15 protein-coding genes and 1 tRNA gene are annotated in these 15,004 nt (G+C 59.3%); 8 read left to right on the forward strand and 8 right to left on the reverse strand.

The genetic code is table 11. The features are described 5' to 3' along the window. Positions 1–164: 164 nt before the first annotated feature. The 3 genes from QZ292_RS06620 to QZ292_RS06630 all read left to right on the forward strand — a co-directional run bounded on the left by QZ292_RS06620 (position 165) and on the right by QZ292_RS06630 (position 1,537). Positions 165–536, forward strand: a complete 372-nt coding sequence (locus tag QZ292_RS06620; RefSeq protein WP_294599572.1) for a hypothetical protein — start codon at positions 165–167, stop codon at positions 534–536. 84 nt (positions 537–620) lie between these two features. Continuing rightward, positions 621–1,034: a D-Ala-D-Ala carboxypeptidase family metallohydrolase gene (locus tag QZ292_RS06625; RefSeq protein WP_294599575.1), complete on the forward strand. Its 414-nt coding sequence runs from the start codon at positions 621–623 to the stop codon at positions 1,032–1,034. After that, entirely contained in the window at positions 1,031–1,537 is a 507-nt protein-coding gene (locus QZ292_RS06630) for a hypothetical protein (RefSeq protein WP_294599577.1), read from the forward strand. Before QZ292_RS06625 ends, QZ292_RS06630 begins: the two co-directional genes overlap by 4 nt. Before the next feature lie 71 nt (positions 1,538–1,608). Here QZ292_RS06630 and QZ292_RS06635 read toward each other — a convergent pair. Together QZ292_RS06635 and QZ292_RS06640 are read right to left on the reverse strand one after the other, a co-directional pair. Further along, positions 1,609–1,690, reverse strand: a tRNA-Leu gene (locus tag QZ292_RS06635). Between the two features lie 146 nt (positions 1,691–1,836). After that, positions 1,837–2,529 carry a YjjG family noncanonical pyrimidine nucleotidase gene (locus QZ292_RS06640; RefSeq protein WP_294599579.1) on the reverse strand — a complete coding sequence of 231 codons (693 nt, stop codon included), beginning with the start codon at positions 2,527–2,529 and terminating at the stop codon, positions 1,837–1,839. A gap of 169 nt (positions 2,530–2,698) precedes the next feature. On the opposite strand from QZ292_RS06640, the gene dnaK reads away from it, so the two are divergent. Then, positions 2,699–4,618, forward strand: coding sequence for a molecular chaperone DnaK (dnaK, locus tag QZ292_RS06645; protein WP_294599582.1), 1,920 nt, complete (start codon positions 2,699–2,701; stop codon positions 4,616–4,618). 756 nt (positions 4,619–5,374) lie between these two features. On the opposite strand, the gene QZ292_RS06650 is transcribed toward dnaK, so the two are convergent. After that, the gene (locus QZ292_RS06650; protein WP_294599585.1) at positions 5,375–5,590 is read right to left on the reverse strand and encodes a hypothetical protein; all 216 of its coding nucleotides are present in this window, start codon (positions 5,588–5,590) and stop codon (positions 5,375–5,377) included. Between QZ292_RS06650 and QZ292_RS06655 the strand changes: the two genes are divergently transcribed. Continuing rightward, positions 5,589–6,542, forward strand: coding sequence for an NAD(P)-dependent oxidoreductase (locus tag QZ292_RS06655; RefSeq protein WP_294599588.1), 954 nt, complete (start codon positions 5,589–5,591; stop codon positions 6,540–6,542). The genes QZ292_RS06650 and QZ292_RS06655 overlap by 2 nt on opposite strands. 85 nt (positions 6,543–6,627) lie before the next feature. Here the strand turns inward: QZ292_RS06655 and ychF are convergent, their stop codons facing one another. After that, positions 6,628–7,731, reverse strand: coding sequence for a redox-regulated ATPase YchF (gene ychF / locus QZ292_RS06660; RefSeq protein WP_294599592.1), 1,104 nt, complete (start codon positions 7,729–7,731; stop codon positions 6,628–6,630). 86 nt (positions 7,732–7,817) lie between these two features. Here ychF and metX point away from each other — a divergent pair, with 86 nt between their 5' ends. Next, entirely contained in the window at positions 7,818–8,849 is a 1,032-nt protein-coding gene (gene metX, locus QZ292_RS06665; RefSeq protein WP_294599597.1) for a homoserine O-acetyltransferase, read from the forward strand. A gap of 794 nt (positions 8,850–9,643) precedes the next feature. Here the strand turns inward: metX and QZ292_RS06670 are convergent. The 3 genes from QZ292_RS06670 to tsaD form a co-directional block, all read right to left on the reverse strand. Beyond that, a complete protein-coding gene (locus QZ292_RS06670; RefSeq protein ID WP_294599599.1) occupies positions 9,644–9,967 on the reverse strand; it encodes a hypothetical protein in 324 nt (107 codons plus the stop codon). 65 nt (positions 9,968–10,032) lie between these two features. Continuing rightward, entirely contained in the window at positions 10,033–11,385 is a 1,353-nt protein-coding gene (locus QZ292_RS06675) for a sodium-dependent transporter (protein ID WP_294599602.1), read from the reverse strand. 56 nt (positions 11,386–11,441) lie between these two features. Next, complete coding sequence (tsaD, locus tag QZ292_RS06680; protein ID WP_294599605.1) at positions 11,442–12,473, reverse strand: tRNA (adenosine(37)-N6)-threonylcarbamoyltransferase complex transferase subunit TsaD; 1,032 nt, start codon at positions 12,471–12,473, stop codon at positions 11,442–11,444. A 152-nt stretch (positions 12,474–12,625) separates the two neighbouring features. On the opposite strand from tsaD, the gene QZ292_RS06685 reads away from it, so the two are divergent. Then, on the forward strand, positions 12,626–13,084 hold the full coding sequence (locus tag QZ292_RS06685) for a copper resistance protein NlpE N-terminal domain-containing protein (RefSeq protein WP_294599608.1): 459 nt from the start codon (positions 12,626–12,628) through the stop codon (positions 13,082–13,084). Positions 13,085–13,268: 184 nt separating this feature from the next. Beyond that, positions 13,269–13,430 carry a hypothetical protein gene (locus tag QZ292_RS06690; RefSeq protein ID WP_294599613.1) on the forward strand — a complete coding sequence of 54 codons (162 nt, stop codon included), beginning with the start codon at positions 13,269–13,271 and terminating at the stop codon, positions 13,428–13,430. A 458-nt stretch (positions 13,431–13,888) separates the two neighbouring features. Here QZ292_RS06690 and QZ292_RS06695 read toward each other — a convergent pair whose 3' ends face one another. Beyond that, positions 13,889–14,365, reverse strand: coding sequence for a GNAT family N-acetyltransferase (locus tag QZ292_RS06695; protein ID WP_294599618.1), 477 nt, complete (start codon positions 14,363–14,365; stop codon positions 13,889–13,891). Positions 14,366–15,004: the final 639 nt, after the last annotated feature.

The following is a 15,004-nucleotide window of genomic DNA, read 5'->3' on the forward strand; positions in this document are numbered from 1 at the left end:
GACAGTCGTCGCTCGATTACACCTCGTTCACGCTGGAGGTTACGCTGGTAACCGGGAAGGTGTTTAATATCGACGGCCTCATTACCCGCGAAGACTACCAGGCGGGCGTCGCTCCGTGGCAGACGCCTCCGCGCAATAAGAACACACAATATTAATAGGGAACTATGACCGAATGGCTGACCAACATTAGCAATCTGTTGAGCGTCCTCTCTGCTGCCGGGCTGCTGGGTGGCGGGGTGTGGATGTATCGCCGCGAAAACCGCCGCATCAAGCAGGCCGAAGCCGCCCGGGCCGAGGCAGACCTGAACACGCTCGCGGCACACGAGTGGCGAGAAATCGCGGAAAACAGAGAAGTGAAGATTAATAACAAGGATGAAAAGATAGAGGAACTGTACAAAGAGAATAGGGAGTGGCGCGACAAGTACAACGAACTCGAGAGCAAATTACATCGGTTGGAGGTTGAACGCATCAAGGAACAGATCAGAATTTGCAATAAGCCGAAGTGCGCCGACCGGGAACCGCAGTCGGGGTACTAATCATTAAAGAAATAGCCGGGGATTTTTGAATAAGCCTCTACTTATTCAAAATCTCCCCCTCAAACTAAAAACAACGACACAACCATGAAATACTTTACCATTGAAGAACTCTGCGCCTCAGATACCGCCCGGCGGCACGGCATTGACAACACGCCGGATGCGGCAAAACGACAGAAACTCCAAACTCTCATCGAACAGCTCTTAGACCCGATCCGGGCGGCGTGGGGCGCGCCGATCGCCGTGAACAGCGGCTACCGCTGCCCGAAACTGAATGCGGCAGTCGGAGGCGTCTCGACCTCCCAGCACCTCAAAGGCGAGGCCGCCGATATTACCGTGGGATCCACTGCCGACAACAAGCGGCTGTTTGACCGGATCGTCGAGCTCCGCGACGAAGGCCGTATCGCTTTCGATCAACTCATCGATGAGTCGGGCTACCGGTGGATCCACATCTCTTATCGGGCCGGAGCAAATCGGAATCAAATCCTACATCTCAAATGAAACAAATACTTTTTATAGTGTCAGTCGGTCTCGTATTGACCGGCTGCGCAACCTCGAAGCGGGTGCACGACACGTTGCAGACCGCAACCTCGGCCACCGAGCAGGTCGACCTGCGCGCGGAATCCCGCGAGACCATCGAATCCGCCTCGCATACCGAAACCGAATCCACCACCGCCGAGTCAGAAGATGTTCGCCGGATTGAGCTGGAGTTCGACACGGCCCAGCCGGTGGATTCGGCCACCGGCCTGCCGCCTGTCCGGCGGATCACGATCACCGACCACCACCGTAACCGCTCGACCGACACGCGCCAGCAGACGTCCGACACGGTCACGAAACAGCTTGATATAACCCTTCAAGACAGCACCCGCCGAGAAGTCCGCACGGAGACGCTCGCTGAGCACGATACCCAAAAGAAATCCCGCCCCAGCCGCCTCCCGTGGCTGCTGGGCGGGATCATCCTCGTCGCCCTCGGCTGGGCGGTATGGAAGAGATGGAGGCGATAAAAGTAGTCCCCCTTTTAGTCCCCTGTAAAATAAAAAAAAGCTGCTAATCAAACGATTAACAGCCTTTTTTGTGCCCAGGACAGGAATCGAACCTGCACGCCTTGCGGCACACGCACCTGAAACGTGCGCGTCTACCTATTCCGCCACCTGGGCAAAAAGAAGCGCATCTGAAGCGGATGCGGGGACAAATGTAGAGGTTTCTTTCGAGAACGCCAAATTTTCGGAGCGGAAATTTTCGTCCCGCACCCCGATTTTGCGGTTTTCCTCTGTCGGAGAGCCCTGTAGGCGGGCCGGAGCAGCTAAAAAATCTCCTTCAGCGCCCGCAGATCCCGAATCTCGTGCCGCGGTTGCTGGTCGTGTTCGATCCCCCGGAAGTTGACGAACACCGACGGCATCCCCACCGTCGAAGCCCCGTAAATGTCCGTGTAGACATCGTCCCCGATCATGATGCACTCGTCCGGCCCCACCTCTGCCTTCCGCATCGCGTATTCGAAGATCCCCGGATTCGGCTTCCCGATCCCCGCAAACTCAGACGTCGTGATCCGGTCGAAAAACGGCTTCAGCCCCGCATGCTCCACCTTCAGGAACTGCACCTCGTTGAACCCGTTCGTAATCAGCGACATCGGATACCCCTTCGTCTTCAGGTACTCCAGCACCTCCAGCGAGTGCGGCATCAGCGTGTTGCACGTCGGCGAAATCCGCAGGTACTCGTTGCTCATGTCCATCGCCATCCGCTCGTCATGGATGCCCGCCGACTCCAACAGCCGTACGAACCGCTGGTTGCGCAGCGTCTCCCGATCCACGATTCCGTCCCTGTATTCCGTCCACAGCCGCTGGTTGATCTCCCGGAACGTCTCGTAATACGAGTCGAAATCCGGATACCGGTCGCCCAGTCCGAACGCCGCGAACAGTTCGCGCTGAGCCGTCTCCTGATTGGTGCGCACATCCCAGAACGTGTCGTCCAGGTCGAAAAAAAGATGCTTGTACTCCATAGAATGGAACGAGATTTGGTAACAAAAATAGGGAAAATTCATGGAAAATCATGCGGCCGGGCGACGTGACAAACGCGGCTGACATTTTGGCATAAATTCGGTTTGGCACGACACTTGTAGGGAAAGAGTCCGATTGAACACGAAATAAACAAATAAAATACATACTGTCATGGGAAAAATTATCGGTATCGACCTCGGGACCACCAATTCATGCGTTGCCGTTATGGAAGGCAACGAACCCGTCGTCATTCCTAACAGCGAGGGGCATCGCACCACCCCTTCGGTCGTGGCATTCACCGAAAACGGAGAACGCAAGGTCGGAGACCCGGCCAAGCGGCAGGCGATCACCAACCCGAAACGGACGATCTTCTCCATCAAACGTTTCATGGGCGAGACCTACGACCAGGTCAAAAACGAACTCGGTCGTGTGCCTTATGTCGTGAAAGACGAACACGGCGTGCCGCGGATCGACATCGACGGACGGCTCTACAGCCCGCAGGAAATCTCGGCCATGGTGCTTCAGAAAATGAAGAAAACCGCCGAAGATTATCTGGGGCAGGAAGTGACCGAAGCGGTGATCACCGTGCCGGCTTACTTCAACGACTCGCAGCGACAGGCCACCAAGGAGGCCGGCGAAATCGCAGGCTTGAAGGTGGCGCGGATCATCAACGAACCGACCGCCGCCGCGCTGGCCTACGGGCTCGAAAAGTCCGACAAGGACATGAAGATCGCCGTGTATGACCTCGGTGGGGGGACGTTCGATATCTCGATCCTCGAACTGGGCGACGGCGTCTTCGAAGTGAAATCCACCAACGGGGATACGCACCTCGGGGGGGACGACTTCGACCACGTGATCATCGACTGGCTGGCCGGCGAGTTCGAAGCCCAGCACCATGTCGACCTGCGGAAAGACCCGATGGCTTTGCAGCGGCTGAAAGAGGCTGCCGAAAAGGCCAAGATCGAACTGTCGAGCGCTACCGAAACGGAAATCAACCTGCCGTACATCATGCCGATCGACGGCGTGCCGCAGCACTTGGTGACCAAGCTGTCGCGGGCGAAATTCGAACAGTTGGCGGATAAGCTGATCCACGCTACGATCGAACCGTGCCGCAAGGCGCTGGAAGATGCCGGTCTGACGGCTTCGCAGATCGACGACGTGATTTTGGTCGGCGGTTCGACCCGTATCCCGGCCATCCAGCAGGTCGTTAAGGACTTCTTCGGCAAAGAGCCGTCGAAGAGCGTCAACCCGGACGAAGTGGTCGCTATCGGGGCGGCTATCCAGGGGGGTGTCCTGACCGGCGAGGTGAAGGATGTCCTGCTGCTCGACGTGACCCCGCTGTCGCTCGGGATCGAAACGATGGGCGGCGTGATGACCAAACTGATCGACGCCAACACCACGATTCCGAACCGCAAGTCGGAGGTCTTCAGTACGGCGACGGACAACCAGCCGTCGGTCGAAATCCACGTCTTGCAGGGCGAACGTCAGATGGCGCGCGACAACAAGACCATCGGTCGGTTCCATCTGGACGGGATTCCGGCAGCGCCGCGCGGTGTGCCGCAGATCGAGGTGACTTTCGACATCGACGCCAACGGGATTCTGAACGTCTCGGCCAAGGACAAGGGGACGGGCAAGGAGCAGAGCATCCGGATCGAAGCCTCGTCGGGGCTGAGCGAAGCCGAAATCGAACGGATGCGTGCCGAAGCCAAAGCCAACGAGGCTAAGGATAAGGAGGAACGCGAACGGGTCGATAAGATCAACGGTGCCGACTCGCTGATTTTCAGCACCGAAAAGCAGCTCAAAGAGTACGGCGACAAGATTCCGGCAGACAAGAAGTCGGCGATCGAAACGGCGTTGAACGGCCTGAAAGAGGCGCACAAGTCTCAGAATCTGGCTGATATCGACAAGTATTCCGAAGGGCTGAACGCCGCATGGCAGGCAGCATCTCAGGATATCTACAATGCGGGGAACGCCGCAGGCGGCGCTTCTTCGACCGGCGGTGCGGGAGCTTCGGGTTCGACCGGTTCGGCCTCGCAGGCGCAGCCGGAAGATGACGGGCCGCATGACGTGGAATTCGAAGAGGTGAAATAACATACGGATAGCCGTGTGTCATTCATCGGGATAGTCGGGCGTGTCAGGTCTCCGCATAGGAGACCTGACACGAACGTTTTTGCAGGAGTCTGTCGGTGATTTTTTGTGCGAAGTTTGTCTGAGTTTCGGGGTGTCCACGGTTTGAGTCCTGCGGAGCCTAAGGCGCGCAAACAGAGAACGAGGCGAAGAGTTGGGCTGAGCAAAAAAGTGGAAATGCGAAGCATTTCCCGTCCACGGGACGTGGGGCCCGCGCGGCCCGAGCGCAGTACCCTCAAACCAACCGCGCGCCACGCCTAAAGAAGCGATTCAGCTATTTCGGCAGTGAGCCGAAATAGAATGAATCGCGCAAGGCGCGCGGGAAAAGTGCGAACAATGCTCGCTCCGCGCTCGACTGCTGAAGTAGGAAATTATTCAAACGCGTGTTTCGCGTTTGGATAAGATTTCCGTCAGCGCGCGGGAAAAGCATTTAAAGTGGCAGAGTTGTAGCGGGCCGAAGCCTGCGGGTGCCCAAACGAGCGTAGCGAGTTGCGGGCCTCCCGCTGGGGGAGGCTCTCGGCCCGCGCGCCCCTTGCGGGTCGCAGGGTTTGGGCTTTGGGGTTGTGTCCGCGCGCCTTTGGGAAATCTTGTCAAAATGCACGAGTGCATTTTGACAAGATTTCCCTCTTAAGGCGTCGGCGCGCGGTCAAGCTTCGACTGGCCTCGGGCCGGCCGGGCCCTGCGTGCCCGCGGTGGGCAATTGGCCGCCTTTGCCCCCGTTTATTCCGAGAGGCAACGCAACTGAAAACCGAGGACGCGATTGTGCGTGCCGCCGGGGCTGAACCATGCCATTCCGAAATCCAAGTACATGCTATTGGTACTGCTGACCGTCGAAGACCAGTTGTAACCGCCCTTGCCGACATCAAACAGTGCACCCGTATCTCGATAGCGGCAGCCCGGGGCGGGCTGAAGAGATACCAAACCTTTCCGAAACATGAAAAAGACCATACTGATTACCCACCGCCTGCCGCGCGAACACTTCGCCGAGCTGGAGGCGCAGTTCGAAGTGCTCATTCCGCGCGACGAACGGTTCCCGAAAGAGGAGTTCGAACGTTATCTGCCCCGGATCGACGGCATGATCTCCTCCACCGCACTGCGAGTTACCGATGAGATGATGGCCCGTGCACCCCGGTTGAAAATCATCGCCAGCTACGGCGTCGGATACGACAACATCGACCTCGCCGCCGCCGAACGGCGCGGTATCGTCGTGACCAACAACCCCACGCCCGTGCTCGAGCCCACCGCCGAACACGCCTATGCCCTGATGCTTGCCGTGGCCCACCGGATCCCCGAATGCGACCGCGACCTGCGCGAAGGACGCGCCAAGTGGGGCATTATGGACAACCTCGGCACCTCGCTCTACGGCAAGACGCTCGGCATCGTGGGGATGGGGCGAATCGGGAAAGCTCTGCGACGCTATGCCGCCGCTTCGCGGATGCGGGTGCTCTACTACAACCGCCGGCGGCTGCCTGAACCGGAAGAGCGGGCGCTGGAGGTCGAATACGCCGACTTCGACACCCTGTTGCGCGAGTCGGACATCGTGTCGGTGCACACCCCGTTGACCGACGAGTCGCGCCACCTGTTCGGCCCGGAGCAGTTCCGGAGGATGAAACCCACCGCCCTGCTGGTGAATACCGCCCGTGGCGCCGTGGTGGATAACGCGGCCCTGGCCGAAGCCTTGCGCAGCGGCCAGATCGCCGGAGCCGCGCTGGACGTTTTCGAGAACGAACCCCGCGTGCTGCCCGACCTGCTGACGCTGGACAACGTGGTGCTCACGCCTCATACCGGCACCAATACCGTCGAGACCCGCGAGCAGATGAGCGCCCATGCCGCCCGGAACGTGATGCGTTTCTTCGCCGGCGATCCCGAGATCGACCGGGTTGTCTGACGGCGGCCGGAGACGGAATGAAAAAAGGCAGGCCGCGAGGCCTGCCTAAATGTTTCGAACCGCCGCCGACGCGATTCGTCCCGTCTCAGACGTTGAACAGGAAGTGCATGATGTCGCCGTCCTGCACCACATACTCCTTGCCCTCGATCCCGATCTTGCCCGCCTCGCGGCACGCCTTTTCGGAGCCTAACGCCACATAGTCGTCGTATTTGATCACTTCGGCCCGGATAAAGCCCCGTTCGAAGTCGGTGTGGATGATCCCCGCCGCCTGCGGCGCCTTCGTACCCCGGGCATACGTCCACGCCCGCGTCTCGTCCGGCCCCGTGGTGAAGTAGGTTTCGAGGTTCAGCAGCGCATACGCCGCCCGGATCAGGCGCGAAACCCCCGACTCTTCGAGCCCCAGGTCTGCGAGGAACAGCTGCCGCTCCTCGTAGCTCTCCAGCTCCGCGATGTCCGCCTCCGTCGCCGCCGCCACGATCAGCATCTGCGCCCCTTCGTCCTTAATGGCCTCCGCCACGGCGCGCGTATGGTCGTTCCCGGTCGCCGCCGAAGCCTCGTCCACGTTGCAGAGGTAGAGTACCGGTTTATTGGTCAGCAGACACAGATCCGCCGCTAACTTTTCGTCCTCCTTGTTTTCCAGCACCACCGTCCGCGCCGAAAGCCCCTGTTCCAGCGCCTCCTTGTACCGGACCAGAATTTCGTACAACCGTTTGGCCGTCTTGTCACCGCCGCTCTGGGCCTGTTTCTGCACCTTGCCGAGCCGGTTTTCGACCGTTTCGAGGTCTTTCAGCTGCAGTTCTGTGTCGATGATCTCCTTGTCGCGCACCGGGTCGACCGAACCGTCCACGTGGGTGATGTTTCCGTTCTCGAAACACCGCAGGACGTGGATGATGGCGTCCGTCTCGCGGATATTGGCGAGGAACTTGTTCCCCAGTCCCTCGCCCTTCGATGCTCCCTTGACCAGCCCGGCGATGTCCACGATCTCGATGGTGGTCGGCACGACGCGTTTCGGGTTGTCGATCTCCACCAGTTTCGTCAGCCGGTCGTCCGGCACGGTGATCACCCCTACGTTGGGTTCGATGGTGCAGAACGGGAAGTTCGCCGCCTGTGCCTTGGCGTTCGACAGACAGTTGAAAAGGGTCGATTTGCCGACGTTCGGCAGACCCACGATGCCGCATTGAAGTGCCATGATATTCGCTTTAGAAAGCCCCAAAGATACTGAAAATTCCCTATCTTTGGGCTCCTCCGGGCAAATCCCGGAGCACCGACCGAACGATGCACTATGCCGAATATGCCGGCCGCGCGCCGCAGTTTTTCACGATCGACCGTCCTTTCCCGCTCGAAGCGGGCGGCGAGCTGCCCTCCGTGACGCTCGCTTATCACACGTATGGCACGCTGAACGCCGCTGCCGATAACGTCATCTGGGTGTGCCACGCGCTGACGGCCAACTCGGACGTGGCGGAGTGGTGGCCGGGGACGGTGGCCGAAGGGGGGCTGTTCGATCCGACGCGCTATTTTATCGTCTGTGCCAATAAGTTGGGTTCTCCGTACGGTTCGACTTCTCCGGTCACGGTGAATCCGGCGACCGGCGAGCCGTGGTATCTCGATTTTCCGCAGATTACGGTGCGGGATATGGTGCGGGCCTACGGGGAGCTTCGGAAGGCGCTGGGGATTCGGCGCGTCAGGATGCTGGTCGGCGGTTCGACGGGGGGGTGTCAGGCGATGGAGTGGGCGATCGCCGAGCCGGGGTTGTTCGATACGCTGGCGCTGACGGTGACGTTGCCGCGGACGACGCCGTGGATCGTGGCGGACAGCGAGGCGCAGCGGCTGGCGATCGAGGCCGACCCGACGTTTTTCGAACGGCGGATCGACGGCGGGGCGGCTGGACTTGTGGCGGCCCGGGCGATGTCGATGCTGATCTACCGCAATTCGACGGCTTTCAACCGCACGCAGTCCGAGCCGGAGGAGGGGAAACTGGGCGATTTCCGGGCGTCGAGCTACCAGCGTTATCAGGGCGAGAAGCTGCGCCGGCGGTTCAATGCGCACTGTTATTACCGGCTGTTGCAGTCGCTCGACTCGCACGACGTGGGGCGCGGCCGGGGAGGTGTGGCGGAGGCTTTGCGGCGCATCAAGGCCCGAACGGTCGTGATGTCGGTCGATACGGATATCATGTTCACGGAGCCGGAGGTGCGCGAGATGGCGGGGTTGATAGGCGCGGATTACTATACGCTCCATTCGGATTTCGGCCACGACGGTTTTCTGATCGAGACTCCGCAGCTGACGCGTATCTTGAAGGGGTATCTGTGAGGCGGCGGGTTGGGCCGAGACTGTCGCAGCGCTGTGTAGCCCAGAGTCTTGCGCCTGAGGCGCGCGGACAGGAATGAGGGTATAGGCTGCCGCAGCGATGCGTAAGCATCGCCCGTCCACGGGACGTGGGGCCCGGCCGGCCCGAGGCCAGTTCTATCCTGTTAGGGTAGAGGCTGGCAATTGGGAGTACGGCACGCACCGCCCGCCTGCTAAAGAGGACATATTCTGCCGATTGGCGGAGAGCCAATCCGGCAAGAATTGCCGCGGGCGACTGAAAACCGCGCGCCACGCCTTAAAAGGGAAATCGTCAAAATGCACCTGTGCGTTTTGACAAGATTTCCCAAAGGCGCGCGAAACGCGGCGGAGCGCCAGCGGAGCCGCAGTGAGGCGGACACGGGGCAGTGCTTGGGGCCGATGCTATTCTTCGGGTGCCGGTCTGAGCTGGAGGCGGGGATTTGGGCTGAGAGCGAGTAGCGCGGTTCTGAGGAACTGCTGGCCTCGGTTTAGGGTAGACCCGGCCAGTTTTCGAGTGCCGAGCGGCACCGCGCCGAGGACGAATCCGGCAGACGGCTTGGCCAAACTCTTGCGGTTCACAGAACCGCGCGGGCCGAAGCCTCCCGCAGCGGAGGCCCGCAACTGACGTTGCTTTTGGGCCCCGCAGGCTTCAACCCGCTTTGTAAACGAAAAGTTGGCCGGGATTACCGGCCCGCGCGCCCCTGACGGGGCGCAAAATCTTTGAAGTACTTCAGTTCTAAGCCCGGGTTCGAAGTTCCCCAATCAGTCGAGGCTTCCGTTTATTCCGAGAGGCAACGCAACTGAAGACCGCGGCCGCGGCTGCTCACGTTGCTGGGAAGGAGGTACTGCGTGCCGAAGTCCAAGAACACGCCGCTGGTGCTGCTGACGGCAGACGACCAGCTGTACCCGAAGTTGCCGACGCTCCACAACGCGCCCTCGCCGTAGCCGCGGCAGCCCGGGGCGGGGTACCAGGCGAGCGGGGTTCCCGTTCCCGAGGTGGTTACCTTGTACAACCGACCGTTGGTCGCCTTGTAATCTCCTGCACCGTACTTTTCACTCTCTTTCCCGTCCGAGTAGTACGGGAAAGTCCCGTTCAAAGGCACATCCGCGTCACGCGTAAAGTCAGACCAGGTCCTGTGCTTTTTCCGCAGGCGCTTCCCCGCTGAAATTATCCTCCGATTACCTTTAGCTTGCTCAGAAAGATGATCGCCACTGCGATCGGCGAGATGAACCGGATCACGAAACGGAACAGCGGATAAATCCGGTTGTTGTACCGTCCGTCCGACGTGAAAGTCTTGCGCAGCCGCTTCGGCGAGAGCCGCCACCCGGCGAAAATCACGATCAGCAGACCGCCGATCGTCATCAGGTAGTTCGACGAGAGCATGTCCAGAAAGTCGAACACATTGTATTTCCCGATCATCAGCCGCGAACCGTCCACCTGCGACAGCGCGCAGAGCGACGAAACGAAAGTCAGCGTCCCGAACAGCCAGGCGACCGCCTTCCGACGTCCCATTCCCAGCTCCTCCATCAGGTAATTCGTCATCATCTCGAAAATCGAGACCATCGACGTCAGCGCCGCAATGCAGATCAGCAGGAAAAACAGAATCCCCACATACTGTCCTCCCGTCATCTTCGCGAAGATGTTGGGCAGCGTCAGGAAGATCAGATCCGGCCCCTGCGTCGGACTGATGCCGAACGTGAAGACCGCCGGAAAGATCGCGATCCCCGAGATGATGGCGATCGACGTGTCGATCAGCGTGACGATCCCTTTCGACCGGAGCATGTTTTCGGATTTCGCGACGTAAGAGCTGTACGTGATCATCACCCCCATCCCCAGGCTGAGCGTAAAGAAGACCTGCCCCATCGCATCCAGCACCGTGTTGGCCGTGATTTTCGAGAAATCAGGCCGGAACAGGAACGCCATCCCCTCACGAAACCCGTCCAGCGTGAACGAGTTGACGCACAGTACCAGCAGAATCCCCACCAGTAGCGGCATCAGGATTTTGTTCCACCGTTCGACCCCCTTTTCCACCCCCCGGAGGATGACCACTGCCGTCAGCGCCAGAAAGGCCGTCGAGAGCAGGATCGGCTGCCAGCCGCTGTTCCGGAATGCCCGGAATCCTGCGGCGATCTCCTCGTAACTCTGCCCCGCGTTGGCATTGATGACCGCGTCGAACAGAAAACGCAGGCTCCATCCCGCAATCACGCTGTAGAATCCCAGGATACAGAATCCGGCCGCCACCCCCATGTACCCCACCAAATACCATTTCGTCTTCGGCGCCAGGTAGCGGAACGCTCCGACCGCTCCCCGCCTCGATGCCCGCCCGAGGATGAACTCGCTCAGGATCAGCGGCAGTCCGACCGCCAGAATCAGGAACAGGTAGAGCAGCAGGAAAGCCGCTCCGCCGTTCGCTCCCGTCAGGTAGGGAAAGCGCCAAATGTTGCCCAGTCCGACCGCCGACCCCACGACGGCCATCATGGAACCGAAATTGCTGGTGAATGCGCCTCGTTGTTCGTTCATGAAAATTTCAAGGAGAGAGAGTGAATCGGACTTCCGCCCGGTTTCGAAAAAAGACGTTACATCTCAGCCGCCCGTGCCGCCGGCGCCAGGCTCAGGTCGGCGAACTCTTCGCGGAGGTATTTGTAGTAACCCGTGATGGCGATCATCGCCGCGTTGTCCGTCGTCAGCGAGATCGGAGGAATGTAGGTCGTCCATCCGTACCGTTCTCCCGCCGCCTCGATCGCCTCGCGGAGGCCCGAGTTGGCCGAAACGCCTCCCGCCACGGCGATCTCCGTGATGTCGTACTGTTTGGCCGCCCGGACGAGTTTGTTCATCAGGATGTCGACGATCGTCGCCTGTAGCGAGGCGCACAGGTCGGCTTTGTGGCGTTCGATGAACTCCGGGTCGTCGGCCACCCGGTCGCGCAGGAAGTAGAGGAACGAGGTCTTCAGGCCGCTGAAGCTGTAGTCGAATCCCGGCACCGACGGTTTGGCGAACTTGAAGGCGTGCGGATCGGCCCCCTCGCTCCGTGCCAGACGGTCGATCAGCGGCCCTCCCGGATAGGGCAGTCCCATTACCTTCGCACACTTGTCGAACGCTTCGCCCGCCGCGTCGTCGATGGTCGTGCCGATGATCTCCATGTCGAGGTAGTCGCGCACGAGGACGATCTGCGAGTTCCCGCCCGACACGAGCAGGCAGAGGAACGGGAATTTCGGTTTCGGTGCCTCTTCCTCGCCCGGCCGGGTGACGAAGTGGGCCAGCACATGCCCCTGGAGGTGGTTGACCTCCATGAGCGGGGTGTCCTGCGCCAGCGAGAATCCTTTGGCGAACGAGACTCCCACGAGCAGCGACCCGAGGAGTCCCGGCCCGCGGGTGACGGCGATTCCGTCGATTTCGGACGGCGTGACGCCGGCCTCTTTCAGCGCCGCGTCGACCACCGGGACGATATTCTGTCCGTGGGCCCGCGAGGCGAGTTCGGGAATCACGCCGCCGTACTGTGCGTGTACGGCCTGCGAGGCGATGACGTTCGACAGCAGCCGGCCGTCGCGGATCACGGCGGCCGAGGTGTCGTCGCACGAGGATTCTATGCCGAGGATGGTGATTTCCATGGTGTTGTCCGTAAAGACTGGGGTACAAAGATAGGAAATCCTCCCGGTAGTCCCGATTGTTTGTTCGTGGGGTGCGATTTTTCTTTTCGGAGGGGTTGTTTGGCCTGATTTTTGCATTATTCCGGGTTGTTCGATGTTAAAAAGTGCAGCTTATGAAAAGAACGATTGTATGGGGTGCGTGCTGGGCGCTGGCGCTCGGCATGTGGAGCTGCGGGGGTGTCGGTTCTCAGGCGAAGGTCGCGGCGGATGCGGAAGATACGCTGTCGCGGCGGTATGTGGGGACGATTCCTGCGGCGGACGGCCCGGGAATCACGATGGATCTGACGCTGAAGCAGCCGGAGGATTCGACGTCGGGTGAGTATGCGTTGTCGATGACCTATCTGGAGGCGGTGGACGGTGAGGATCGGACCTATTTGTCGTTGGGTACGTGGAGTACGGAGCGGGGGATTCCGGCGGATTCGGCGGCGGTTTACTATCGTCTGGTCGAGTCGAGCCCTTGGGCGGATACGCTGAATTTTCTCTATCTGGAGGACAGTGTGATGCTGTTGGGGACGGATCTGTCGAAACCGGCTTCGAAGCTGAATTACTCGTTGATACGGGTGGCGGAGTAGGGGGATTCTTTCGGAGCTCAGAGGGTGGATGAAGTTCGGCGATCGGCCGTCGGGCGGTTTCGTCGTATTTATAGGTGATGTTTTCCGTGCAGGTGTGTTTTGCCTGCCGGTCTTGGATTTTTGTGCGGGGTGAATGATTGTGGTCTTCCCGCCCCGGGCTACCGCGAATACGGTCGGCCGGGCTATGGGGGTATGCCAAGGGAAGTCCGGTTACTACGGGTTCAACTGGTCGTCCGCTGTCAGCGAGACTAACGGCGTGTTCTTGCACTTCTACACGCAGGGCCTCACCCCCGGCTACTCGAGCTACCGCGCTCACGGTTTTCAGTTGCGTTGCCTCTCGGAATAAACGGCGCGTGTCGCACTCACAATTGGCCGGGTCTACCCTAACAGGCAACCTCTACCCACCCACAGATTGGGCTGACACAGCCGCAGCGAAACGTAGTTTCGCCCGTCCACGGGACGTGGGGCCCGCGCGGCCCGAGCGCAGTACCCTCAAACCAACCGCGCGCGACTGCTGGAAAAGGAAATCGTTCAAAGCGACTTGCGCTTTGAACAAGATTTCCGCCAGCGCGCGGACAAAGAACAGCACCAAGCTCGACCGCGCGCCACGCCCTAAAAGGGAAATCGTCAAAATGTGTCGGCACATTTTGACTGGATTTCCCAAAGGCGCGCGAAATCGGCAGTCACGGGTACAATTGGTCTTTCGCTTTTGATAAATTCCATTCTCAAATGGCCGATCGACAGATAGAGATATTTATGTTTTTTCAATAACCTTTCAGCCAATCATGTTTTTCCAGTATGGGGTCACCTACAATTAATATAACCAGGATTTATAATTTTTATCATTATGTAATTGGTTAAAAAAACTCCTTGCCGTTCAATTTTTTGAGGTTTAATTGTGCGATATCCCCTCTTCTCAAAAAAAGGTTTGGCTGTTATGGAGGCATGAACTGTGATACATTTCGTCTCGACTCCGCTTTCCAAGCGATTGCAGATTGCTGTTGCAACGCTACGGCCTTGAAAATCTTTATGCACAAACAGCCTGTCCAGATATCCTGTTTTATCAATATCCCCAAAACCGATAATTCTGTCTTTTTCTATTGCAACAAAAGTAAGATGTTGAAGAAATGAAGCGTCCCATTGCTGAAAATCGATATTGCCTGTTGCCCACACATTCACTTGTTGCTCTGTGTAATTTTTTATATTTACAGTGTGGACTGTTTCGTAAAACAATTGCGCGATTTGTTCTAAATCAGTGGTTTTATATTTTCTGATTTCCATGTTGCAAAATTACGGAAACTACGGGGTTCATGGTTTCCCGTTGTGTTGCCTCTCGCACCCACAGGGTGTTTTACTGGCAGCCTCGGCCTTAATCGGCAGCCCGTACCCCAATTTTGCCCGACACGGCCAATTGCCCACCGCGGGGCCCCACAGGGGCTTTTACTAGGGTTATCACTGGCTTATTTAAGCGGGGGCCTGCCCGGCCCGAGCGCAGTACCCTCAAACAAACCCGCGCGCCACGCCTTAATAGGGAAATCGTTCAAAATGCACCTGTGCGTTTTGACAGGATTTCCCAAGGCGCGCGGACAGAACCAAGGCCGAAACCCTGCGCCCCGCAGGGGCGCGCGGGTCGGACGCCTCCCCCTCGGGAGGCCCGCAACACGCCGCTCGCGCGTCGAAAATTGCGGCACCTCCCGGGCGCCGGCCCGCACAGCAGGTGCCGCTCAATTCTCCGATCTATTCGGCCTGTCGGCCATCTCCCGAGGCGCTTTGCGCCTGGGCGACAAGGCCGGCGGCCCTTAGGGCCGCAAGAACTCAGCCTAATCCTTTGCCGTTTCGGGCTGCGCGCTCCGGGGGTGGGCCGCAGGCCCAGCGCGCAAGCCCGGCGATTCCTCGCGGAATCGCGCTATTCATTCTCAA

It is taken from the genome of uncultured Rikenella sp. (assembly GCF_910577125.1).
In the GTDB taxonomy this organism is placed as follows: Bacteria; Bacteroidota; Bacteroidia; order Bacteroidales; family Rikenellaceae; genus Rikenella.